The sequence below is a fragment of the Aeromonas ichthyocola genome (assembly GCF_046087985.1).
In the GTDB taxonomy this organism is placed as follows: Bacteria; Pseudomonadota; Gammaproteobacteria; order Enterobacterales; family Aeromonadaceae; genus Aeromonas; species Aeromonas rivipollensis.
Genome location: NZ_JBJSWH010000006.1, coordinates 203,729 through 225,659, shown reverse-complemented (window position 1 = coordinate 225,659; position 21,931 = coordinate 203,729). Strand labels below are relative to the sequence as shown.

19 protein-coding genes and 3 pseudogenes are annotated in these 21,931 nt (G+C 62.0%); 11 read left to right on the top strand and 11 right to left on the bottom strand.

The features are described from left to right. Position 1: 1 nt before the first annotated feature. From ACF2JD_RS18240 to ACF2JD_RS18220, 5 genes are all read right to left on the bottom strand, one after another. A complete protein-coding gene (locus tag ACF2JD_RS18240) occupies positions 2–703 on the bottom strand; it encodes an ABC transporter ATP-binding protein (RefSeq protein WP_106885413.1) in 702 nt (233 codons plus the stop codon). Between the two features lie 10 nt (positions 704–713). After that, positions 714–1,499 (bottom strand): high-affinity branched-chain amino acid ABC transporter ATP-binding protein LivG, encoded by a 786-nt coding sequence (gene livG, locus ACF2JD_RS18235; RefSeq protein WP_440987926.1) that lies wholly within the window; start codon positions 1,497–1,499, stop codon positions 714–716. Then, the gene (locus ACF2JD_RS18230) at positions 1,496–2,764 is read right to left on the bottom strand and encodes a high-affinity branched-chain amino acid ABC transporter permease LivM (protein ID WP_163155228.1); all 1,269 of its coding nucleotides are present in this window, start codon (positions 2,762–2,764) and stop codon (positions 1,496–1,498) included. Before ACF2JD_RS18230 ends, livG begins: the two co-directional genes overlap by 4 nt. After that, on the bottom strand, positions 2,764–3,690 hold the full coding sequence (livH, locus tag ACF2JD_RS18225) for a high-affinity branched-chain amino acid ABC transporter permease LivH (RefSeq protein WP_111913037.1): 927 nt from the start codon (positions 3,688–3,690) through the stop codon (positions 2,764–2,766). The genes ACF2JD_RS18230 and livH overlap by 1 nt, the downstream gene beginning before the upstream one ends. Positions 3,691–3,756: 66 nt before the next feature. Beyond that, the gene (locus ACF2JD_RS18220; RefSeq protein ID WP_162520030.1) at positions 3,757–4,878 is read right to left on the bottom strand and encodes a branched-chain amino acid ABC transporter substrate-binding protein; all 1,122 of its coding nucleotides are present in this window, start codon (positions 4,876–4,878) and stop codon (positions 3,757–3,759) included. Between the two features lie 435 nt (positions 4,879–5,313). On the opposite strand from ACF2JD_RS18220, the gene ACF2JD_RS18215 reads away from it, so the two are divergent. Next, positions 5,314–6,318: a substrate-binding domain-containing protein gene (locus ACF2JD_RS18215; protein WP_106885418.1), complete on the top strand. Its 1,005-nt coding sequence runs from the start codon at positions 5,314–5,316 to the stop codon at positions 6,316–6,318. Positions 6,319–6,390: 72 nt separating this feature from the next. Here ACF2JD_RS18215 and norR read toward each other — a convergent pair whose 3' ends face one another. Beyond that, on the bottom strand, positions 6,391–7,914 hold the full coding sequence (norR, locus tag ACF2JD_RS18210; protein WP_440987925.1) for a nitric oxide reductase transcriptional regulator NorR: 1,524 nt from the start codon (positions 7,912–7,914) through the stop codon (positions 6,391–6,393). A 171-nt stretch (positions 7,915–8,085) separates the two neighbouring features. Here norR and norV point away from each other — a divergent pair, with 171 nt between their 5' ends. The 10 genes from norV (at position 8,086) to ACF2JD_RS18160 (ending at position 18,429) form a co-directional block, all read left to right on the top strand. After that, positions 8,086–9,645 carry an anaerobic nitric oxide reductase flavorubredoxin gene (gene norV / locus ACF2JD_RS18205; protein ID WP_440987924.1) on the top strand — a complete coding sequence of 520 codons (1,560 nt, stop codon included), beginning with the start codon at positions 8,086–8,088 and terminating at the stop codon, positions 9,643–9,645. Next, entirely contained in the window at positions 9,642–10,808 is a 1,167-nt protein-coding gene (gene norW, locus ACF2JD_RS18200; RefSeq protein WP_440987923.1) for an NADH:flavorubredoxin reductase NorW, read from the top strand. Before norV ends, norW begins: the two co-directional genes overlap by 4 nt. A gap of 50 nt (positions 10,809–10,858) precedes the next feature. Continuing rightward, positions 10,859–11,197 (top strand): DUF1971 domain-containing protein, encoded by a 339-nt coding sequence (locus ACF2JD_RS18195; protein WP_440987922.1) that lies wholly within the window; start codon positions 10,859–10,861, stop codon positions 11,195–11,197. A 141-nt stretch (positions 11,198–11,338) separates the two neighbouring features. After that, on the top strand, positions 11,339–12,556 hold the full coding sequence (locus ACF2JD_RS18190) for a 4Fe-4S binding protein (protein ID WP_440987921.1): 1,218 nt from the start codon (positions 11,339–11,341) through the stop codon (positions 12,554–12,556). Positions 12,557–12,689: 133 nt separating this feature from the next. Beyond that, positions 12,690–12,773 (top strand): tryptophanase leader peptide, encoded by an 84-nt coding sequence (gene tnaC / locus ACF2JD_RS18185; RefSeq protein ID WP_080675260.1) that lies wholly within the window; start codon positions 12,690–12,692, stop codon positions 12,771–12,773. Between the two features lie 202 nt (positions 12,774–12,975). After that, on the top strand, positions 12,976–14,442 hold the full coding sequence (gene tnaA / locus ACF2JD_RS18180; protein WP_411634137.1) for a tryptophanase: 1,467 nt from the start codon (positions 12,976–12,978) through the stop codon (positions 14,440–14,442). A 70-nt stretch (positions 14,443–14,512) separates the two neighbouring features. Continuing rightward, entirely contained in the window at positions 14,513–15,727 is a 1,215-nt protein-coding gene (locus ACF2JD_RS18175) for an aromatic amino acid transporter (protein WP_440987920.1), read from the top strand. Positions 15,728–15,965: 238 nt separating this feature from the next. Continuing rightward, the gene (locus ACF2JD_RS18170; RefSeq protein ID WP_025328806.1) at positions 15,966–17,183 is read left to right on the top strand and encodes an aromatic amino acid transporter; all 1,218 of its coding nucleotides are present in this window, start codon (positions 15,966–15,968) and stop codon (positions 17,181–17,183) included. Positions 17,184–17,343: 160 nt separating this feature from the next. Next, complete coding sequence (locus ACF2JD_RS18165) at positions 17,344–17,724, top strand: amino acid-binding protein (RefSeq protein ID WP_440987919.1); 381 nt, start codon at positions 17,344–17,346, stop codon at positions 17,722–17,724. Between the two features lie 24 nt (positions 17,725–17,748). Then, on the top strand, positions 17,749–18,429 hold the full coding sequence (locus ACF2JD_RS18160) for a metalloregulator ArsR/SmtB family transcription factor (protein WP_440987918.1): 681 nt from the start codon (positions 17,749–17,751) through the stop codon (positions 18,427–18,429). A 177-nt stretch (positions 18,430–18,606) separates the two neighbouring features. Here ACF2JD_RS18160 and ACF2JD_RS18155 read toward each other — a convergent pair whose 3' ends face one another. The 5 genes and pseudogenes from ACF2JD_RS18155 to ACF2JD_RS18135 form a co-directional block, all read right to left on the bottom strand. After that, positions 18,607–18,834, bottom strand: coding sequence for a lipoprotein (locus tag ACF2JD_RS18155; protein WP_290030727.1), 228 nt, complete (start codon positions 18,832–18,834; stop codon positions 18,607–18,609). A gap of 317 nt (positions 18,835–19,151) precedes the next feature. Next, a complete protein-coding gene (locus tag ACF2JD_RS18150; RefSeq protein ID WP_440987917.1) occupies positions 19,152–20,153 on the bottom strand; it encodes a transposase in 1,002 nt (333 codons plus the stop codon). An 86-nt stretch (positions 20,154–20,239) separates the two neighbouring features. Further along, positions 20,240–20,863, bottom strand: a pseudogene (locus ACF2JD_RS18145) (transposase); the annotation flags it as partial. A 109-nt stretch (positions 20,864–20,972) separates the two neighbouring features. Next, positions 20,973–21,164, bottom strand: a pseudogene (locus ACF2JD_RS18140) (alpha-amylase family glycosyl hydrolase); the annotation flags it as partial. Positions 21,165–21,465: 301 nt separating this feature from the next. Then, positions 21,466–21,780: pseudogene (locus ACF2JD_RS18135) on the bottom strand (alpha-amylase family glycosyl hydrolase); the annotation flags it as partial. Positions 21,781–21,931 lie beyond the last annotated feature (151 nt).

The following is a 21,931-nucleotide window of genomic DNA, read 5'->3' as shown; positions in this document are numbered from 1 at the left end:
ATCAGCCGCCGAGATAGGCCTGGCGCACTGCCGGGTTGGCGAGCAGGGCCGCCCCCGTGTCTTGCAGCACCACCCGGCCGTTTTCCAGCACATAGCCCCGATCCGCCAGCTTGAGCGCCTGGTTGGCGTTCTGCTCCACCAGGAAGATGGTCATCCCCTTCTGGCGCAGCTGCTCTATGGTGTCGAAGATCTGCTGGATGATGATGGGGGCCAGCCCCAGGGAGGGTTCGTCCAGCAGCAGCAGGCGCGGCTTGCTCATCAGGGCCCGGCCTATGGCCAGCATCTGCTGCTCGCCGCCGGACATGGTGCCCGCCCGCTGCTCCAGCCGCTCGTGCAGCCGGGGGAACATGGTGAACACCTGATCCAGCAGGGCAGGTTGCTCGGCCTTGTCGACGAAGAAGGCCCCCATCAGCAGGTTCTCCTGCACCGTCAGGCGGGCGAAGATGCGGCGCCCCTCAGGCACCACTGCGATGTCCTTGCGCATGATGCGGGCCGTGCTGAGGGAGTCTATCTGCTCCCCCTCGAACCAGATGCTGCCGCTGCTGGGCTTGGGTTCGCCGCAGAGCGTCATCAGCAGGGTGGTCTTGCCGGCGCCGTTGGCGCCGATCAGGGTGACGATTTCCCCCTCTTTTATCTCGACGCTGACGTCGTGCAGCGCCTGGATCTTGCCGTAGTGGGTCGATACGTTGCGAAGTTCTAACATCTTGATTTCCTTACGACTCGCCCAGATAGGCCTTGATCACGGCCGGGTTGTTGCGGATCTCTTCCGGTTTGCCATGGGCCAGCGGGGTGCCCTGATTCACCACGAAGATGCGGTTGGAGATCTCCATCACCAGCTTCATATCGTGCTCGATAAGCAGTACCGAGACGCCAAACTCGTCCCTCAGGTTGGAGATGAGGTCGTTGAGCTCGTCGGTCTCGTGCGGGTTGAGGCCGGCGGCCGGCTCATCCAGCATCAGCAGCTCGGGCCGGGTCGCCATGCAGCGGGCGATCTCGAGGCGGCGTTGCTGACCATAGGCCAGGTTGCCGGCGGGACGGTTGGCGAGATCCTTGAGACCCACCTTCTCCAGCCAGAAGGCGGACTGCTCCAGCCCCTCTTTCTCGGCGCGGCGGAAGCTCGGGGTCTTGAACAGACCGGCGATGAAGCCGGTATTGAGATGCCTGTGCTGGGCCACCAGCAGGTTCTCCACCGCCGTCATCTCCTTGAACAGGCGCACGTGCTGGAAGGTGCGCACTATGCCTTTGCGGGCGATGAGGTGGCCGGGCAACCCCTGGATCTCCTCGCCACGGTAGCGGATGGTACCGCCGGTCGGGCGGTAGAAACCGGTCAGGCAGTTGAAGATGGTGGTCTTGCCCGCCCCGTTGGGGCCAATGATGGAGATCACCTCGCCCTTGTCCACATCCAGCTTGACGCCGTTGACCGCCAACAGGCCGCCGAAGCGCATCGACAGGTCAGAGACGTCGAGCAATTTGTTGTTGGTATTGTTCAGCTTGCTCATTTACGCAGCTCCATATGGGGTCGGCTCATGGGCAGCAGTCCCTGCGGCCGCCAGATCATCATGAACACCATCAAGAGGCCGAACATCAGCATGCGGTACTCGTTGAACTCACGGGCCAGCTCCGGCAGCACCGTCATGACGATGGCTGCCAGCACCACCCCGATCTGGGAGCCCATGCCCCCCAGTACCACGATCGCGAGGACTATGGCCGACTCGATGAAGACGAAGGACTCCGGGCTGATGAAGCCCTGGCGCGAGGCGAAGAAGCTGCCGGCGAAGCCCGCGAAGCAGGCGCCTATGGTGAAGGCGGTCAGCTTGATGATGGTGGGGTTGAGCCCCAGCGACTTGCAGGCGATCTCGTCTTCCCGCAGCGCTTCCCAGGCCCGGCCCAGCGGCATGCGCAGCAGGCGGTTGATGACGAACAGGGTCGCCACCACCAGCACCAGCGCCATCAGGTAGAGGAAGATCACCTTGTGGTTGGCGTTATAGGTGATGCCAAAAAATTCGTGGAAAGTCTCCCAGCCGCCGTCCTTGACGGTGCGGTTGAACTCCAGGCCGCCCAGGGTCGGCTTGGGAATGCCGGAGATCCCGTTCGGGCCGCCGGTCAGGGTGGTCATGTTGTTGAGCAGGATGCGGATGATCTCGCCAAAGCCCAGGGTGACTATGGCCAGATAGTCCCCCCGCAGCCGCAACACAGGGAAGCCGAGCAGGAAGCCGAAGGTGGCCGCCATCAGGCCGGCGATGGGCAGGCACTCCCAGAAGCTCAGGCCGAAGTAGGTGTTGAGCAGGGCGTAGCTGTAGGCGCCGACCGCGTAGAAGCCGACGTAACCGAGATCCAGCAGGCCGGCGAGGCCCACCACCACGTTAAGCCCCAGCCCCAGCATGATGTAGATGAGGGCCAGGGTGGCGAGATCGATGGCACCGCGGGACGCCATGAAGGGCCAACTGACCGCAAACAACAGCACCAGGATGGCTGTGAGGTTGTAGAGCTTTGGCGCCTCCTCCGGGCTCGGCAGCACCAGCTTGGTGAAGCCGACGGAGAAGCCGCTGATGGAGGCCTGGAACAGGCGACTGATCTGGCCGCGCAGCATCTGGAACCAGAAGACGATGGTGGCGCCCCCCAGCAGCCAGGCCAGGGAGACATCGAGCCGGCTCACCACCAGCAGGCGGGAGCCATCGGTCTCCAGCTTGAAGCCGAGCAGCCAGAAGGAGAGCACCAGCAGCATCAGGCTGGCGATGCAGGCATGGATAAATTGACGTTTCATCAGACTTTCTCCACTTCCGGACGGCCGAGAATGCCGGTGGGCATGAAGAGCAACACGAAGATGAGCAGGGCGAAGGCCATCACATCCTTGTACTCGGTGCTGAGGTAACCGGCGGTGAGCGCCTCGACCACGCCGAGCAGCAGGCCGCCGATCACGGCGCCAGGAATGCTGCCGATGCCGCCCAATACCGCTGCCGTAAACGCCTTGAGACCGGCCATAAAGCCGAGATAGGGGTTGATGACGCCGTAATACATGCCGAGCAGCACGCCCGCGACGGCGGCCAGGGCGGCCCCCAGCACGAAGGTGATGGAGATGACCACATGGGTGTCTATGCCCAGCAGGTTGGCCATCTTGATGTCTTCCGAACAGGCGCGACAGGCGCGGCCCATGCGGGAGCGGTTGATGAACTGGGTCAGCGCCAGCATGGTGATGAAGGTCACCACGAAGATGATGAGCTGCATGTAGGAGAGGCTGGCCTGGAAGCCCTCCTCACCGCCCAGGGTCCAACCCCCGGAGATCAGGGTGGGCATGGCGATATCGCGCGAGCCCTGGGCCATTCGCATCATGTTCTGCAAGAAGATCGACATGCCGATGGCGGAGATGAGGGGGATGAGGCGATTGCCGCCCCGCAGCGGGCGATAGGCGACCCGCTCTATGGTCCAGCCATAGCTGCCTGTGATGAGGATACTGATCAGAAAGGCGCCGCCCAGCAGCAGCACTGTGCTGTCGATGCCCATCATCATGAGCCCGGCCATCACCATGAAGGCGACATAGGAGCCGATCATGTAGACCTCGCCGTGGGCGAAGTTGATCATGCCTATGATGCCGTAGACCATGGTGTAGCCGATGGCGATCAACGCATAGGTGCTACCTATGGTCAATCCGTTCAGCAGCTGCTGAACCAGATAAAGAAGGTGTTCGGACATACTGCGTTCCCTGTACTTGCCCGCAAAGAAAGGAGGGGGTGACGCTTGTCACCCCCGACCGGCAGATTATTTGAGTTGAGTGGAGGTACCGTCGGCGTGCCACTGGAAGACACCGAACTCGAAGCCCTTCAGGTCACCATTCGGTGCCCAGGTCAGGGGACCCATGACGGTGTCGATCGGTGCGGCCTTCATGGCGGCAGCCACGGCAGCGGGATCATCCTCGCCCGCCTTGGCGATACCGGCTGCCAGAGCTTGCATGGCCGCGTAGGTGGTCCAGACGAAGGGACCCGAGGAGTCCTGACCCTTGGCCTTGAAGGCTTCTACTATGGAGGCGTTGGCAGGCAGCAGGTCGTACTTGTTCGGCAGGGTGACCAGCAGGCCTTCGGAGGCCGGGCCACCGATGGCGGAGATGTCCTTGTTACCCACACCTTCCGGACCCATGAACTTGGCTTTCAGGCCTTTCTCGCCAGCCTGGCGCAGGATCAGGCCCAGCTCCGGGTGGTAGCCGCCGTAGTAGACGAAGTCCACGTTTTCTTTCTGCAGCTTGGCGATCAGGGCGGAGAAGTCCTTGTCCCCGGCGGTGATGCCTTCGAATGCCACTACCTTGACGCCAGCCTTGTCCAGCGCCGCCTTGACGCTGGAGGCGATGCCTTCACCGTACTGCTTCTTGTCGTGGATGACGGCAACGCGCTGGGGTTTGACCTGCTCGATGATGTACTTGGCGGCGGTCGGGCCCTGGTCGCTGTCCAGGCCAATGGTGCGCATGGTCAGCTGGTAGCCACGCTCGGTGATCTTGGGGTTGGTGGAGGCCGGGGTCACCATCAGCACACCTTCATCTTCATAGATGTCGGAAGCGGGCAGGGTGTTGTCTGAGCAGAGGTGGCCGACCACGAACTTGACGCCGTCGTTGATCACCTTGTTGGCGATGGCCACGGCCTGCTTGGGATCGCAGGCGTCGTCATAGATGACGGCTTCGATCTGTTTGCCCTTGATGCCGCCCGCCTTGTTGATCTGCTCGACCGCCATCTTGCCGCCGGTGAACTGCATGTCACCGTACTGGGCGACCGGGCCGGTCAGGGGGCCGGCGATGCCAATCTTGATGGTATCGGCCGCATTGGCCATTGAGACTGATCCAAACAGAGCCAAAGAAACCGCTGCCCTGACTGCCATTTTGCTCAAGTTATTCATTGATTCGTCCCTTAATCAGTGGATTGTTTCATTTTCCGTGTGTCATTCCGAGCCTGTGTCCCGCCAGCCCGGCAATAGATAAGGTTCTATCATTCCTCGCTGTGCAATAACAAGATGTTAAAGATACTAACCGGAACGGCTTGGGTAGGGCATTTATGAAACAAATACCCTGCTTAAGTTTATATTTTGGAGTTTAATATTGTGGATGTCGATTAACATACTGACAACAAATTGTCACGGTGACAATTTTCAGAGTAAAAAACTGACGATATTTCATTCTGCGTCCGCTCTCATTTTGACCAAATTCCGTTTGCGCAAAAAGAAATGACCGCCTAGATTAGCCAAGATTGACAATTCGCTGGCAGCTCTCGTTAAAACCAAGCCTTTATTCGGGAAATCTGCTACTGTTCCGCCTTTGTTATTCAGGAGACAGAGATGGCCACTATCAAGGATGTCGCCTCCAGGGCAGGCGTATCCATCTCCACCGTCTCACATGTACTCAATCACACCCGTCGGGTCAGCGAAGATGCAACCCAGAAAGTGCTTGAGGCGGTGGCAGAACTCAACTACGCGCCCAATTCGGTAGCGCGCAGCCTCAAGATCAACTCGACCAAGACCATAGGCATGCTGGTCACCACCAGTGCCAACCCCTTCTTTGCGGAAGTGGTGCAAGGGGTGGAAGCCTACTGCTTCGAACAGGGTTACAGCCTGATCCTGTGCAACACCGAGAACCAGCCCCCCCGTCAGCAGCACTATCTGCGCATGTTGATGGAGAAGCGGGTCGACGGCTTGCTGGTGCTGGGGACCGACATCGACACCCCGCTGCGGGACATGCTGCGGATCCACAAGAACGTGCCCCAGGTGGTACTGGACTGGGGAACCGAGTGCGACTTTGCCAACGTGATCAACGACAACGCCCGCATTGGTGCGCGCCTGGCCGTGCGTCATCTGCTGGAGCAGGGTCACACCGAGATCGTCTGCATCACGGGCCAGATCGACAAGCCGACCACCCAGCAGCGGCTGGACGGGGTGCGTGACGCCCTGGGCGAGCATGGCCTGACCCTGAAGGACGAGCAGATCTTTGAAGGGGATTACGAGAGCCAGAGCGGCTACGACGCCATGCAGCGGATCCTGGCCCTCAAGCCCCGCCCGACGGCGGTGTTTGCCTTCGACGATCCTATGGCGATCGGTGCCATCTGCGCCGCCTGGGAAGCCGGGGTCAAGGTGCCGGACGATATCTCCATGATCGGCTACGACGATGTGGAGATGGCGCGCTTCTCCAGCCCGCCGCTCACCACCATTCGCCACCCCAAGGCCGAGCTGGGCCTGCTGGCGGTGCAGCATCTGGTGAGCCGGATCCGCAACAAGGCCTTGGAAGTCGAGTCCATGACGGTTCAGCCCGAGCTGATCGTTCGCCGCTCGGTCAAGTCCCTGCGCTGATCGCCACTTCGGTTGTCCCCAAACCCCCTCCCTCGCGAGGGGGTTTTTGTTTTTGGGGCCCGGCGCCGCCCCTCAGGCCTTGAGGCCGAGCCGCCTGGCGAGCCGGTGCAGGTTGCCGCCGTCCAGCGCCAGCGCCCGGGCGGTGGCGGCCCAGTTGCCGTCCTGGGCCGCCAGGGTCTGCTCTATCAGCTGGAGCTGGAAGGCGTCGGTGGCGGCGCGCAGGCCGAGGCCGGTGGCGACGGACGGGGCCGGGGTGGCCGTGCTGGCGGCAGGCGGCGGCGAGACCGCCGCCCCCAGATTGAAGTGTTGGGCGTCCAGGGCCGGGGACTGGCTGCCCTGTTCGGCCCTGGCCAGCACGGCTGCTCTGTGGATGGCGTGCTCGAGTTCGCGCACGTTGCCCGGCCAGTCGTGACCCTCGAGCAGTGCCAGCGCCCCGGGCAGGATGCGCAGCCGCTCCAGCCCCAGGCTGACCCGGCAGCGTTCGCAAAAATAACCGGCCAGCAGGGGAATGTCGCCGGGGCGCTCCCGCAGCGCCGGGGCCTGGATCGGGAAGACGCTCAGCCGGTGGTAGAGATCGCTTCGAAACTGCCCCTCGACCACAGCCTGCTTCAGATCCCGGTTGGTGGCGGCCAGGATGCGCACATTGACCTTGAGGGGGGTGTCGTCACCTATGCGCTGCAGATCCCCGTATTGCAGCACCCGCAGCAGCTTGGCCTGCAGCGCCAGCGACAGCTCGCCAATCTCGTCCAGAAAGAGGGTGCCCTTGTCGGCCAGCTCGAACTTGCCCGCCCTGTTGTGGATGGCGCCGGTGAAGGCCCCCTTCACGTGACCGAACAGCTCGCTTTCGGCCACGGATTCCGGCAGGGCGGCGCAGTTGAGATAGACCAGGGGCGCGCCGGCGCGGGGTGAGCCCTGATGCACCGCCTTGGCGATCAGCTCCTTGCCGACCCCGGTCTCCCCCAGGATCAGCACGTTCAGCTCCGAGCTCGCCACCACGTCTATCTCGTGGCGCAGCCGGGCCATGGCGGGGGAGTGGCCTATCATCTCCGGCTGGCCCTCGGCATGGGGGGCTGAGGCGAGGGGCTCGCTGCTTTGGCGGGCGAGGCGTTCCAGCAGCAGGGCGTTGCTGAGGGCGGCGGCGGCCAGGGCCCCCACCAGCCGCAACTCCTCGTCGCTGATGCCGTCGAACTGGGTCGGGTTCATGCCGTCTATGGTCAGGGCACCGATGAGGGTCTGATCCGAGAAGAGCGGCAGGCCGACGCAGGCGTGTACCTTGAAGTCGTCGTGATCCGGGATCAGGCCGTCGTAGGGGTCGGGCAGGGAGCTGTCGGCGGGAAAGCGCACCACGTCGCCAGCCCGGGCTATGGCCTCCATGCGCGGGTGATCCTTGAGGGCGAAGCGGCGGCCCAGCACGTCCTGCATCAGGCCGTCGATGGCGAGCGGGATGAACTGGCCCCCCTCGTAGCGCAGCAGGGCAGAGGCGTCCGAGTGCAGCAGGCTGCGCACGCTCTGGATCAGACGGTGGAACCTGTCTTGGTGGGAGATGCCGAGTTGCAGGTCGAGGGCGATGCGCGCCAGGCTGTCGGTCGAGATCACGATGATTGTCCAAATGACAGTGTGTTTGTGATTTTGACTATAGAGAGGGGTTGTCTAAATGACAATGACAGATATTGTAATCTAGTAAAAACAATAGGTTATAAGTTGGCACGTCCGCTGCAATAGGGAATTCAGTCACACATTCACTATTGCCTGCTGAGGAACTGCCTGATGAGCATTCACGTCAAGAACAACATCCACTGGGTCGGCCAACGGGACTGGGAGGTGCGCGACTTCCACGGTACCGAGTACAAGACCCACAAGGGCACCAGCTACAACAGCTACCTCATCCGCGAAGGGAAGAACGTGCTGATCGATACCGTCGATCACAAGTTCAGCCGTGAGTTCGTGCAGAACCTGGCGGCGGAGATAGATCTCGCCTCCATCGACTATGTGGTGATCAACCACGCCGAGGAGGATCACGCCGGCGCCCTGACCGAGCTGATGGCCCGCATCCCGGGCACCCCCATCTACTGCACCCACAACGCCATCGACTCCATCACAGGCCACCATCACCACCCGGAGTGGAACTTCCACCCAGTCAAGACCGGTGACAGTCTGGATATCGGCAACGGCAAGCAGCTGGTATTCATCGAGACCCCCATGCTGCACTGGCCCGACAGCATGATGACCTATATGACAGAGGACGCGGTGCTCTTCTCCAACGACGCCTTCGGCCAGCACTACTGCGACGAGCACCTGTTCAACGACGAGGTGGATCAGACCGAGCTGATGGAGCAGTGCCAGCGCTACTACGCCAATATCCTCACCCCCTTCAGCCCCCTGGTGACCGCCAAGATCCAGGAGGTGCTGGGCTTCAACCTGCCGGTGAGCATGGTGGCCACCTCCCACGGCATCGTCTGGCGCGAGGATCCCACCCAGATCATCCTCAAGTATCTGGAGTGGGCTGACCACTATCAGGAGGATCGCATCACCCTCTTCTACGACTCCATGTCCAACAATACCCGCATGATGGCGGACGCCATCGCCCAGGGCATCCACGAGGTGGACCCGGGGGTGGCGGTGAAGATCTTCAACGTGGCGCGCCACGACAAGAACGAGATCCTGACCCAGGTGTTCCGCTCCAAGGGGATACTGGTGGGTTCCTCCACCATGAACAACGTCATGATGCCCAAGGTGGCTGGCATGCTCGAGGAGATCACCGGCCTGCGCTTCAGAAACAAGCGCGCCTCGGCTTTCGGCAGCTACGGCTGGACCGGCGGCGCGGTGGACAGGATCCAGACCCGGCTGATGGATGCGGGCTTCGACATCAGCCTCTCCCTCAAGGCCAAGTGGCGCCCGGATGGCTCGGCCCTGGCACAGTGCCGCGAGCACGGTCGCCAGCTCGCCCGCCAGTGGGCCCTGCATCCGCTGGACGCGCCCCGTCCGATCATCACAACTAGCGTCGCAGCGGCTCCGGTAGTTGAGGTAGGAGTTGAGGTGGGTGTCCCAGCTTTTTCCACAACCCAGGCGGCGGTGACGCCTGCCCCTGTGATGCCTGCTGCTGTGGCCAAGGCGCCGCAAGCCGCACCGGTCGCCGCTGAATGGGATGACGATCAGCCCATGCTCTGCACCGTCTGCCAGTGGGTCTATGACCCGGCACTGGGGGAGCCGGATCAGCTGGTGGCACCGGGCACTCCCTGGGCCCAGGTACCTGACAGCTTCCTCTGCCCGGGCTGCGGCATCGGCAAGGAGGTCTTCGAGCCCTGCGCCGTGGAGGCCTGTGTATGAACGCAGTCACTCCGAATGACGCCGGCATCAGCCGGGAGATAGTGGTGATCGGCAGCGGCTTCGCCGCCCAGCAGCTGGTCAAGAGCCTGCGCAAGCTGGATGGTGAACAGCCCATCCGCCTCATCACCGCCGACAGCGGCGACGAGTACAACAAGCCGGATCTCAGCCACGTGGTGAGCCGAGGCTGCGCCGCCGCCGCCATGACCCGGCTGAGCGGCAGCGACTTTGCCGAGCAACAGCGCATAGCGCTGCTGCCCCACTGCCAGGTTCTCGGCATAGATCCCGCCCGGCGCACCCTGTTGACCTCGCAGGGCAGCTTCCCCTACGGCCAGCTGGTGCTGGCCACCGGCGCCAGCGCGGTGCGCCCCGAGATACCGGGCAGCGAGCATCTGGTGACCCTCAACAGCCAGCAGGAGTACGCCGCCGCCGAGGGGCTGATCCAGCAGGCCAGACGCATCATGATATTGGGGGCCGGGCTGATTGGCTGCGAACTGGCGATGGACATGGCTAGCGACGGCCGCGAGGTCACCCTGGTGGATCTGGCGGGCAGCCCCCTCGGCAACCTGCTGCCCGCCACCCTGACCCAGCCGTTGCAACAGGCGCTGCGCAGTCAGGGGGTCAGCCTGCAATTCGGGACGGGTCTCGCCAAGATGGATGCCCAGCCGGGGGATGGCTGGCGCGTCAACCTGACCGACGGGCGCACCTGCGAGCAGGATCTGGTGATCGCCGCGATCGGCCTGCGGCCGAATCTGGCCCTGGCCCGTGGGGCCGGGCTGGCAGTGGAGCGCGGCATCCTGGTCGACGATCGGCTGCAGACCAGCGATCCCCATATCTTCGCACTGGGGGATTGCGTGCAGTGGCGGGGTCAGCTGCTTCCCTTCCTGCAACCAATAGTGCTGGGGGCCAATGCCCTGGCCAAGACCCTGCTCGGTACCCCGACCCCGCTTATCCTGCCCCCCATGCTGATAAAGGTGAAGACGCCGCGCTATCCGCTGCAACTGGCGGGCCGCACCAAGGGCGAGGATCTCGCCTGGCAGTGCCGCTGGAACAGCCAGGGCCTGGTGGCCGAGGCCCGTGGCGAGGATGGCGCGCTGTGCGGCTTCGTGGTGGGTGGGGATCAGATGAGCGCCGCCTTCCCGCTGCTGCGCCTGCTGCCCCGCTGATCCGCCAACTATTCAAGGCCGGGCAGACCGGCCATCTGAGGAGAATGTCTATGTCACTGCACCTTATTCCCGCCCACTGGGTGGTTCGTTGCTCCACCCCCTTCTTCACCCGCGCCAACGTGCCCCAGGCCCTGCTCAGTCACCACAACACGGCAGCCGGGGTGTTCGGCCAGCTCTGCGTGATGGAGGGCACCGTCACCTATCACGGCTTTGCCGACGAACAGGCCGAGGAGCCGGAGCTGAGTCTGGTGATCCGGGCCGGGCAGTTTGCCACCAGCCCGCCCCGGTACTGGCACAGGGTCGAGCTGTCGGAAGATGCCCGCTTCAATATCCACTTCTGGGCCGAGCAGGGTTCGTCGGATCAACCCCTGTTCAACAGCCGAAAATAATAAGGTTCAACAGCCGCAAAGGGTGAGAACGGGTGGGGCCAATCCGGGTGAATGGCCCCTCTGCCCATGCAGATCAAAATAATCAACTCAGATGTTCGTTATCCTGTCCCCTTATCCGAATGAGTTCTGTGAGGGAGATGCATGAGCCTGATTGAAGCCATGACCATGGTGGCTGGCCTGGTCTATCTGGTGCTGCTGGCGTGGCAGGCGCGATCGGGCTGGCAGTGGCGTCTTGCCCTCGGCCTGCTGCTCATGCTCTGGTTGCTGGTGGCGGACAGCCTGCTCTGGATCGGGTTGGGGCTGGTGGTCGTCCCCCTCGCCCTGTGGCACAGATACCGGCCGCTGCCGGTACTCGGCGGGATCAACAGCCAGTCGCTGCGGGCCCAGGCCCGCCAGCTGCTGCTGCTCTGCTGGGGGCTGGTGACTGTGCAGTACGGCATCCATATCTGGCAGCTGGGGCAGGGGATACCCCCCTGGCTGGTGCGTCCGGATGTGGTGGACGGCTTCCTGCCCATTGCCGGCGGGCTGGGGCTGCGGGCCTGGCTCGGACAGGGGCTGGTGGATCCGCACCATCCGGCGGCCACCATCACTGTGCTGGTGCTCTGCCTGTCGGCCCTGCTGCTGGGTCGGGCGTTTTGTGCCTGGTTCTGCCCCCTTGGGCTGGTGGGTGAGTGGCTGCACCGACTGCGTACTCGCCTGTTGCCGGGGGAGTGGGTGCCGCCCCGCTGGCTGGATTGGCTGCTGCGGGCCCAGAAGTTTTTGGTGCTGGCTTTCCTGCTGTTTATCGTGCTGATCGCGGTGCCAGGCGCCGCCCTGCCCGGCTACCTCGCCAGCCCCTACCATCAGGCGGCGGACATGAAGATGGGGGCCTTCTTCTTCAACCTGACCCTGATCTTGGGCCTCTGCCTTGGCTGGGTGCTGCTGCTCACCGCCAGCTTCCGGCAAGGGTTCTGCCGTTATCTGTGCCCCTATGGCGCCTGGCTCTCTTTACTCGGCCTGCTGACACCTCTGCGCATTCGCCGCGACCCGGACCGCTGCCTGCGAAGTGCTGGCCATGACTGCGACAGGTGCAGCCGGGCCTGCCCGTCCCGCATCCAGGTGCACCAGCTGATCGCGGTGCACAGCCTCGAGTGCAGCAGCTGCATGAGCTGCGTCGCCGCCTGCCCCAAAAGCGCCGATGCACTGTACTTGGGCAGCAAGGCACGCAGGCTGGAGCCCCAGTGGCTGCTGGGTCTGCTCTGCCTGTTGCTGCTGGTGTTGCCGCTGCTCGCTTACGGCCTGCTGGAGTTCTGGGTCAGCCAGACGCCGCTCGCCGACCGCTACGAGTTGCTGCAGCGGCTGCCCTGGTTGAATCATTGAGCCGTCGGCGGGGGTGTATAAAAATCCCCCGCCAAACTGTTAGCGCCATCCCAAATTGCTCATGTCGCAATTGATCCTTGGGCGGGGCCCCCCATAATGGATTGCGTTATTGGTCGTTGTTAATTTCAACCAGATGAGCAACAACATGAATATCATGATCACCTCACCCAAGTGGTTTACCCTGGATCATAAAATCGCTTTCTTCTTCCCGCTGTAATATCCCCCGCGGCGCTTGTGCATTTATATGGATGCAACGAGTCCGTCTGAATTCCTGATCTGAAATAATCTGCACTGGCGCTCGCCTTATTTATTGGCGAGGCGATGTCGTGCACCCGATCTCATTATTCGCCAGCTGCCAACCATTATTGATGGCGGGTGATGAGACTCATCCTGAATATTTAAAGCTAGGGTGTCTATCCATGGAAAACTTCAAGCATCTTCCCGAACCGTTCCGCATTCGTGTCATCGAGCCGGTCAAGCGCACCACCCGCGCCTACCGGGAGGAGGCCATCATAAGGGCGGGCATGAACCCCTTCCTGCTGGACAGCGAGGATGTCTTCATCGACCTGCTGACCGACAGCGGCACCGGTGCCATCACCCAGGACATGCAGGCCGCCATGCTGCGCGGTGACGAGGCCTACAGCGGCAGCCGCAGCTACTACGCCCTGCAGCGGGCGGTGCAGGAGATCTTCGGCTATTCGCTCACCATTCCCACCCACCAGGGGCGCGGCGCCGAGCAGATCTACATCCCCGTGCTGATCAAGAAGCGGGAGCAGGAGAAGGGACTGGATCGCAAGAAGATGGTGGCGCTCTCCAACTACTTCTTCGACACCACCCAGGGCCACACCCAGATCAACTGCTGCGTGGCGAAGAACGTCTACACCAAGGAGGCGTTCGACACCTCGGTCACCGCCGACTTCAAGGGCAACTTCGATCTGGTCAAGCTGGAGGAGGCCATCCTGGAGGCGGGTCCGGCCAACGTGCCCTACATCGTCAGCACCATCACCTGCAACTCAGCCGGGGGCCAGCCGGTGTCGATTGCCAACCTCAAGGCGGTCTACGAGATCGCCAGGAAGTATGACATTCCCGTCATCATGGATTCGGCCCGCTTCGCCGAGAACGCCTACTTCATCCAGCAGCGCGAGCCCGGCTATGCCGACTGGAGCATAGAGGCCATCACCATGGAGTCCTACAAGTACGCCGACGGCCTCGCCATGTCGGCGAAGAAGGATGCCATGGTGCAGATGGGGGGCCTGCTCTGCTTCAAGGACGACAGCATGCTGGACGTCTACACAGAGTGTCGCACTCTCTGCGTGGTGCAGGAGGGTTTCCCGACCTACGGCGGTCTGGAGGGGGGCGCCATGGAGCGGCTCGCGGTGGGACTGCGGGACGGCATGCGCCAGGACTGGCTGGCCTACCGCATCGGCCAGGTGCAGTACCTGGTAGACGGCCTGGAGGCCATAGGCGTGGTGTGCCAGCAGGCGGGGGGCCATGCGGCCTTCGTGGACGCCGGCAAGCTGCTGCCCCACATCCCGGCGGATCAGTTCCCGGCCCACGCCCTGGCGTGCGAGCTCTACAAGGTGGCCGGCATCCGGGCGGTGGAGATAGGCTCCCTGCTGCTGGGGCGGGATCCCGCTACCGGCAAGCAGCACCCCTGCCCGGCGGAGCTGCTGCGCCTCACCATACCGCGCGCCACCTATACCCAGACCCACATGGACTTTGTCATCGAGGCCTTCGGCGAGGTGAAGAAGAACGCCAGGAACGTGAAGGGGCTCGACTTTATTTATGAGCCGGCTGTGCTGCGCCACTTCACCGCCAGATTGAAGGAGATCGAGCCTCAGGGTCAGGCGGTCAGCAAGAAGAGTGAAAAATTAATAGAAGCATAACGAGTCAGGGGCACTTAATCAGGTGCCCCTTTTTTTTCACAGCTCTGTGAAATTTCGGGAGTGACAACACATGACATCAAAACCATCCGTGACGGGAGGGGCCTGCATTATTGCCAGCGTCTGTGTCGGCGCCGGCATGCTGGGGTTGCCGAGTGCGGGGGCGGGCGCCTGGACCAGCTGGTCCTCGCTGGCCATTATTCTCACCATGATCATCATGACGGTCTCCGGCTGGATGCTGCTGGAAGCCTTCAAACCCTATGAATTGACTGCCTCCTTCAATTCGGTGACCAAGGATCTGCTCGGTCACAAGATAAATATCTTCAACAACCTGACCGTCTATTTCGTCGGCGGCATTCTGCTGTACGCCTATATCACCTCCTCGGGTCTGATCCTGAGCGGCCTGCTCGGCATCAATAGCCAGCTGGCCTCGGTGCTGTTCGTGCTGGTGTTCTCCTGCTTCGTCTGGCATTCGACCCGGGCTGTGGATCGGATTTCGGTCGTCTTGATCGCCTTTATGGTACTGAGCTTCGTGTTCGGGGTGTCGGGCCTTGCCGCCAACATAGACGCGACCATGCTGTTCCACTCCCTCACCGAGGAGCTGGGTCAGGCGCCCTATGCCCTGGCCATGCTGCCGGTGGCGCTCACCTCCTTCGGCTATCACCACTCGGTGGCGTCGATGCGGGCCTATTACGGCGAGGAGCAGAAGGCCAAGCAGGCGATCCTGGGGGGTACCCTGATCGCGCTGGCGCTCTACCTGCTGTGGCTGCTGAGCATCTTCGGCAACCTGCCTCGCAATGCCTTCGGCCCCATCATCGCCAAGGGGGGCGACGTCGATGTGCTGCTCGGGGCGCTGGCCTCGGTGATCGAATCCAAGCGGATATCCAACGCCATCAACCTATTCTCCATGGCGGCCATCCTCTCCTCCTTCATCGGGGTGGGCCTGGGGGTGTTCGACTATCTGGCGGATCTGTTCAAGTTCGACAACAGCCGCCAGGGCCGTGCCAAGTCCTGGGGCGTCACCTTCCTGCCGCCTCTGGTGTTCTCCTTGCTGTTCCCCTTCGGCTTCGTGGTGGCCATCGGCTATGCCGGGGCGGCGGCGACCGTCTGGGCCTGCATCATCCCCGCCCTGCTGGCGAAGAAATCCCGGGAGCTGGCGCCACAAGGGGGCGGCTTCAAGGCCCCCGGTGGCCAACCCATGGTGGTGGCCGTCATCCTGTTCGGGGTGCTGACGGCCATCTTCCACCTGATGGCCATGGCGGGCATGCTGCCCATCTATACCGGTTGACCTCAACCCTCCGGCAAGCCGACAGGGGGCGCCTGCGGGCGCCCCCTGTGGTGTCTGGCGCCTGAACCACCCCGAACAGGGGAGCAATGGCCGTATATCGCCCCCATTTCCCATCAATTCGCCCCCGGATTTGATACCCGAAGGCATGAAGGGTAAAGTCCCCCGGCGCCAGCATTGGCGAACGCAGGAGAAGCACGGCGGCGCGCCGTGACCAGTCAACAATCCGTTTGGGGGAGTAATGGAACAGAAACCATCGTTGGTGGGCGGGGCATGCATCATTGCCGGCGTCTGTGTGGGAGCCGGTATGCTGGGACTGCCGAGTGCGGGCGCGGGTGCCTGGAGCCTCTGGTCCATGCTCGCGGTGGCGCTGACCATGGTGGTGATGACGGTCTCTGGCTGGATGCTGCTCGAATCCTACAAGGGCTATCCGCTGCGCGTCTCCTTCGATACCGTGACCCGGGATCTGCTGGGGAACAAGGTCAATGCCCTCAACAACCTCAGCGTCTATTTCGTCGGCGGCATACTGCTCTACGCCTACATCACCTCGGCCGGTCTCATCATAGATGGCATGACGGGGATGGGCAGCCACTGGGCTTCCGTGCTGTTCACCCTGGTCTTCTCCGTGCTGGTGTGGCACTCCACCCGGGCGGTGGATCGCATCTCCGTGCTGCTGGTGATCCTGATGGGGCTGAGCTTTGCCTTCGGCATCTCTGGACTGTCGATGAACATTCGTCTCGACCTGCTGCTCGACAGAGTCGGCAGTGAGACCCACTACGCCCCCTATGCCCTAGTGATGCTGCCGGTGGCACTCACCTCCTTCGGCTATCACCACTCGGTGTCGTCCATGCGGGCCTACTACGGCGAGGAGCGCCGCGCCAGCCGCGCCATCCTGGGTGGGACCGTCATCGCCCTCACCTTCTACCTCATCTGGCTGGTGAGCGTGTTCGGCAACCTGCCCCGCAGCGAGTTCGGTCCGGTGATCGAGCAGGGGGGCAACGTGGATGCCCTGCTCAAGGCCCTGGGCTCGGTGATCGAATCCAAGGCGGTGGCCAATGCCCTCAACGCCTTCTCCATGGCGGCCATTCTCTCCTCCTTCATCGGGGTGGGCCTGGGGGTGTTCGACTATCTGGCGGACCTGTTCAAGTTCGACAACAGTCGCGCCGGTCGCGCCAAGTCCTGGGGCGTCACCTTCCTGCCGCCTCTGGTGCTCTCCCTGCTGTTCCCGTTCGGCTTCCTGGTGGCCATCGGCTATGCGGGCGCTGTGGCCACCCTGTGGACCTGCATCATACCGCCGCTGCTGGCCTGGAAGGTGCGCAAGGCGGCGCCTGATGGCAGCGCGGGCTTCCGCGCTCCCGGCGGTATCCTGATGATAGGGTTGGTGATCCTGTTCGGGGTGCTGACCGCCGCCTTCCATCTGCTCAACATGGCGGGGCTGCTGCCTGTCTATACCGGCTGATCGGCATCCCTTGTGATCGTATGCAGAAAAAGCGGCGCCTTCGGGCGCCGTTTTGCTTGGGTCGTCACGGGCAGAAGGGGTGGACACTTCGTCCGCCATCGAAGCGTTGCCCCGGCCATGGCATTACTCTGCGGACTCGAGTCACCAAGGAGAAGCAGGGATGTACGATATTCACGTGATGCTGCCCGATAACCCGGGCACACTGGGGCAGTTCGGGAGCTTGATGGGGCGGGCCGGTGTCAGCCTGGAAGGGGGCGGCATGTTCGCCCTGGGGGGCGCAGGTCATGCCCACTTTCTGGTGGAAGATGGTGCCGCTGCGGCCCGGGCCGCCGAGCAAGGGGGGCTGGAGGTGGTGGCGGTGCGCGAGGTGCTGGTGCGCCGCCTCAAGCAGGAGGTGCCGGGGCAGCTGGGGGCCATCTGTAGCGCTCTGGGGGATGCCTCGGTCAACATCATCATCCTGTACAGCGACCATGCCAACCAGCTGATCCTGGTTACCGACGACATCGACAAGGCCCGCAGGGTCACGGCAGAGTGGCAATGACAGGGGCAAGCAGAGAGTAGCGAGATGAGCAAACAGGAGAGCCTGGAACAAGGCCTGGCGCAGGTGGCGGCCGCCATCGCCGATGGCAGCCGCGCCCGCATGTTGTGCGCCCTGATGGATGGGCGTGCCTGGACGGCGACCGAGCTGAGCCTGATGGCCGAGGTGTCGGCGTCAACCGCCAGCAGCCACCTGGCCCGGCTCCAGCAGCAGGGGCTGACGGCCTGTGTCCGGCAGGGAAAACATCGCTACTACCGCATCGCGAGCCATGAAGTGGCGCTGGTGGTGGAGCAACTGATGGGGCTGGTGGACATGGGCACGGGGGCGCTCAGGAGCAAGACCCCGGAGCGGCTGCGCTTTGCTCGTAGCTGTTATGACCATCTGGCGGGCGAGCTGGGGGTGAGGCTCCATGACGGCCTGATGAGCCAAGGCTGGCTGGAGGCTGAGGGCTATGGGCTGACCCCGCAGGGGGAGCAGCATCTCGGTCAGCTTGGCATCGACTGCATGGCGACTGGCAAGCGCCCCTTTGCCTGCCACTGTCTCGACTGGAGCGAGCGACGCATGCATCTTGGCGGCCAGCTTGGTGCCCGCCTGCTCAGCCATATGCTGGACAAGGGGTGGCTGGTGCGCGGGCTGGAGAGCCGTGAACTGACCCTGACCCCCAAGGGGAAACGGCAGTTGCAACGGCAGCTCGGCATCGTGCTTTGAGGCGCCACGGCCTTGGCGAGGAGATGGCGGCGACAGCAAGGTGAGAGTCGGGATCTTGGCCATAGGTTGATTGATTGCGGCCTTTCCATTGCTGCCTAAGGATTGAAAGCCCCAAACATGGTCATCATATGGGGCTTTTTACATTGGGCAGATATTGTTTCAGGCGGTCATAGGGGGTTATTCAACCGGGGTCAGACGGAAGCCTTTGCCTTGCATGCACAGGTTGATCAGCTCTGCCTGCTCTTCATCCTCGATCCTGTTGAGTTTGACCTGATATTGGCACTCGGATAAGGCATCTGTTCTCTGGGCTTCAGAGGCACCCGCTTTCGTATATTCACTGCTGGGAGTGGAGGAGCAAGCACTCAGTACCAGAATGGCGCCAAGAAGAATAAGGTGACGTTTCATGAAAGTGCCCTTTGAAATGATGCATATTGAAAATGCTGCCAATATGTTGCTCTAGCCGTTGGCCCGGCAGCTATTCCGGTCAATCCTATGACAGATATTTCGCCATTATATAGACTCCTGACTTTCATATATTAACCGGGGCTGAATGAAGGCGCAGAAAGCATGATTGCCTTGCCGTCCAATTCATCTCCTCCAAGACATAACCCATCGAAAGACACCTGCAGATCGGCATCTCTCCTCCCTGAATTGATCTCTTAATTGGGACACCCATCTGAAATCTCTTAATTAGGACACCCACCTGATGGGAAATAAATCTCTTAATTAGGACACCCACCTGATGGGAAATGGCGGATAACCTGAAAACCCCATTTGTGTGCAGGCTGATAACATCGCGTCTGGCCACAATGGGCGGCATAGCGCTGGCAGCAAAGCTTGTCACCCATCGCTCTGATACCGTGGCGCCGAAACAGGGTGACTTGCCCCAACCATTGTCCCTCTTCTATGCCCAGGCGCTGGAGCACAGGTGCAAGATGATGCGGGATATGGCCATGCTTATCGAGGCGAATGGCTCGCCCTGTCCAATCCACCAGCGCCAGATAATCGGCAAAATAGCAGGGGAGCGCCTCTGGCTTACCTTCTCTCGCAAAAGGCAGCAGCAAGGGGGTCTGTGTGGCTAGATCAGCGGTTTGCTCGATACGTTGCTGGATGCTGGTGAAGTCGCTCTTCTCCGGTGTGGTCGCGATGCCAGCCCGAATGGGATTGAGGTCGACATAGGTCATGCAGGCCAGCAGTGCCGACTCGGTGAGCAGGGCCTGGCTTTTGAAGCGTCCCTCCCAAAAGTGGCCCTTGCAGCCATCTTCTTGATTGGCCTGGCGGGCCAGCGACTCATTCAGCAAGCGCACCAACCAGCTGATGGAATGGAGGCGCTCCCGCCACTGGGCGATCAGCTGGTGCACAAGGTCCAGCTCGGGTGCTATCAGTTCCTCTCCCTGATACCAGCGCCGCACCAGCAAGGGCCACTGGAACAGGCGGGACCAGCGCTCTGCCACTTCCCGTTCACTCCACTCATGGGCAATGTTGGCCTGCACCTTGAGTACCAGATGATAGTGATTGCTCATCACGGCATAGGCGCAGATGCCGATGGCAAATACCTGCGACAGCTGGCCCAGCTTGTCGGCAATCCATTGGCGCCTGTGCTCGTAGCTTTGGCCTGAGTGCTCATCCTGGCCGCAGAGAAAGGCGCGCCGGACACAGCGGCTGACAACGTGATAGTAAGGCGTATCGGCGAGGCTGATCTGGCGTGAACGGGCGATGGTCATGGCGACTCTCTCCTCGGGTCTCTCGGTTTAAGGAAAGTGTGAGGTGAGTGAGTTGTCAAAGCAGGGATTAGGTGGGTGTCCCAGTTTTTCTGCTGGATGCTGGTGAAGTCGCTCTTCTCCGGTGTGGTTGCGATGCCAGCCCGAATGGGATTGAGGTCGACATAGGTCATGCAGGCCAGCAGTGCCGACTCGGTGAGCAGGGCCTGGCTTTTGAAGCGTCCCTCCCAAAAGTGGCCCTTGCAGCCGTCTTCCTGATTGGCCTGGCGGGCCAGCGACTCGTTCAGCAAGCGCACCAGCCAGCTGATGGAATGGAGGCGCTCCCGCCACTGGGCGATCAACTGGTGCACAAGGTCCAGCTCGGGTGCTATCAGTTTCTCCCCCTGATACCAGCGCCGTACCAACAAGGGCCACTGAAACAGGCGGGACCAGCGTTCAGCCACCTCCCGTTCACTCCACTCATGGGCAATGTTGGCCTGCACCTTGAGTACCAGATGATAGTGATTGCTCATCACGGCATAGGCGCAGATGCCGATGGCACAGACCTGCGACAGCTGGCCCAGCTTGTCGGCAACCCATTGGCGCCTGTGCTCGTAGCTTTGGCCTGAGTGATCATCCTGGCCGCAAAGAAAGGCGCGCCGGACGCAGCGGCTGACCACGTGATAGTAAGGCGTATCGGCGAGGCTGATTTGGCGTGAACGGGCGATGGTCATGGCGGCTATCTCCTCGGGTCTCACGGTTTAAGGAAAGTGGAGGGGGCGTGAGTTGTCAAAGCTGGGGCTAGGTGGGTGTCCCAGCCCTTCCTTTCCCAGCCCTTCCTTAGGCGCAGATGCCGATGGCAAAGATCTGCGACAGCTGGCCCAGCTTGTCGGCAACCCATTGGCGTCTATGCTCGTAGCTTTGGCCTGAGTGATCATCCTGGCCGCAGAGAAATGCCCGCCGGACACAGCGGCTGACTACATGGTAATAGGGCGTATCGGCGAGGCTGATCTGGCGTGAACGGTCGATGGTCATGGTGGCTCTCTCCTCGGGTCTCTCGATTTAAGGAAAGTGTGAGGTGAGTGAGTTGTCAAAGCAGGGATTAGGTGGGTGTCCCAGCCCTCTCGTAGCTTTGGCCTGAGTGAGCATCCTGGCCGCAGAGAAAGGCGCGCCGGACGCAGCGGCTGACCACGTGGTAGTAAGGCGTATCGGCGAGGCTGATCTGGCGTGAACGGGCGATGGTCATGGCGGCTCTCTCCTCGGGTCTCACGGTTTAAGAAAGGTGGAGGAGGCGTGAGTTGTCAAAGCTGGGATTAGGTGGGTGTCCCAGCCCTTCCACCAGCAAGGACCACTGGAACAGGCGGGACCAGCGCTCTGCCACTTCCCGTTCACTCCACTCATGGGCAATGTTGGCCTGCACCTTGAGTACCAGGTGATAGTGATTGCTCATCACGGCATAGGCGCAGATGCCGATGGCAAAGACCTGCGACAGCTGGCCCAGCTTGTCGGCAACCCATTGGCGTCTGTGCTCGTAGCTTTGGCCTGAGTGATCATCCTGGCCGCAAAGAAAGGCGCGCCGGACGCAGCGGCTGACCACGTGGTAGTAAGGCGTATCGACGAGGCTGATCTGGCGTGAACGGGCGATGGTCATGGTGGCTCTCTCCTCGGGTCTCTCGATTTAAGGAAAGTGTGAGGTGAGTGAGTTGTCAAAGCTGGAGCTAGGTGGGTGTCCCAGCTTTGCTTTTCCTGACCACGTGGTAGTAAGGCGTATCGGCGAGGCTGATCTGGCGTGAACGGGCGAT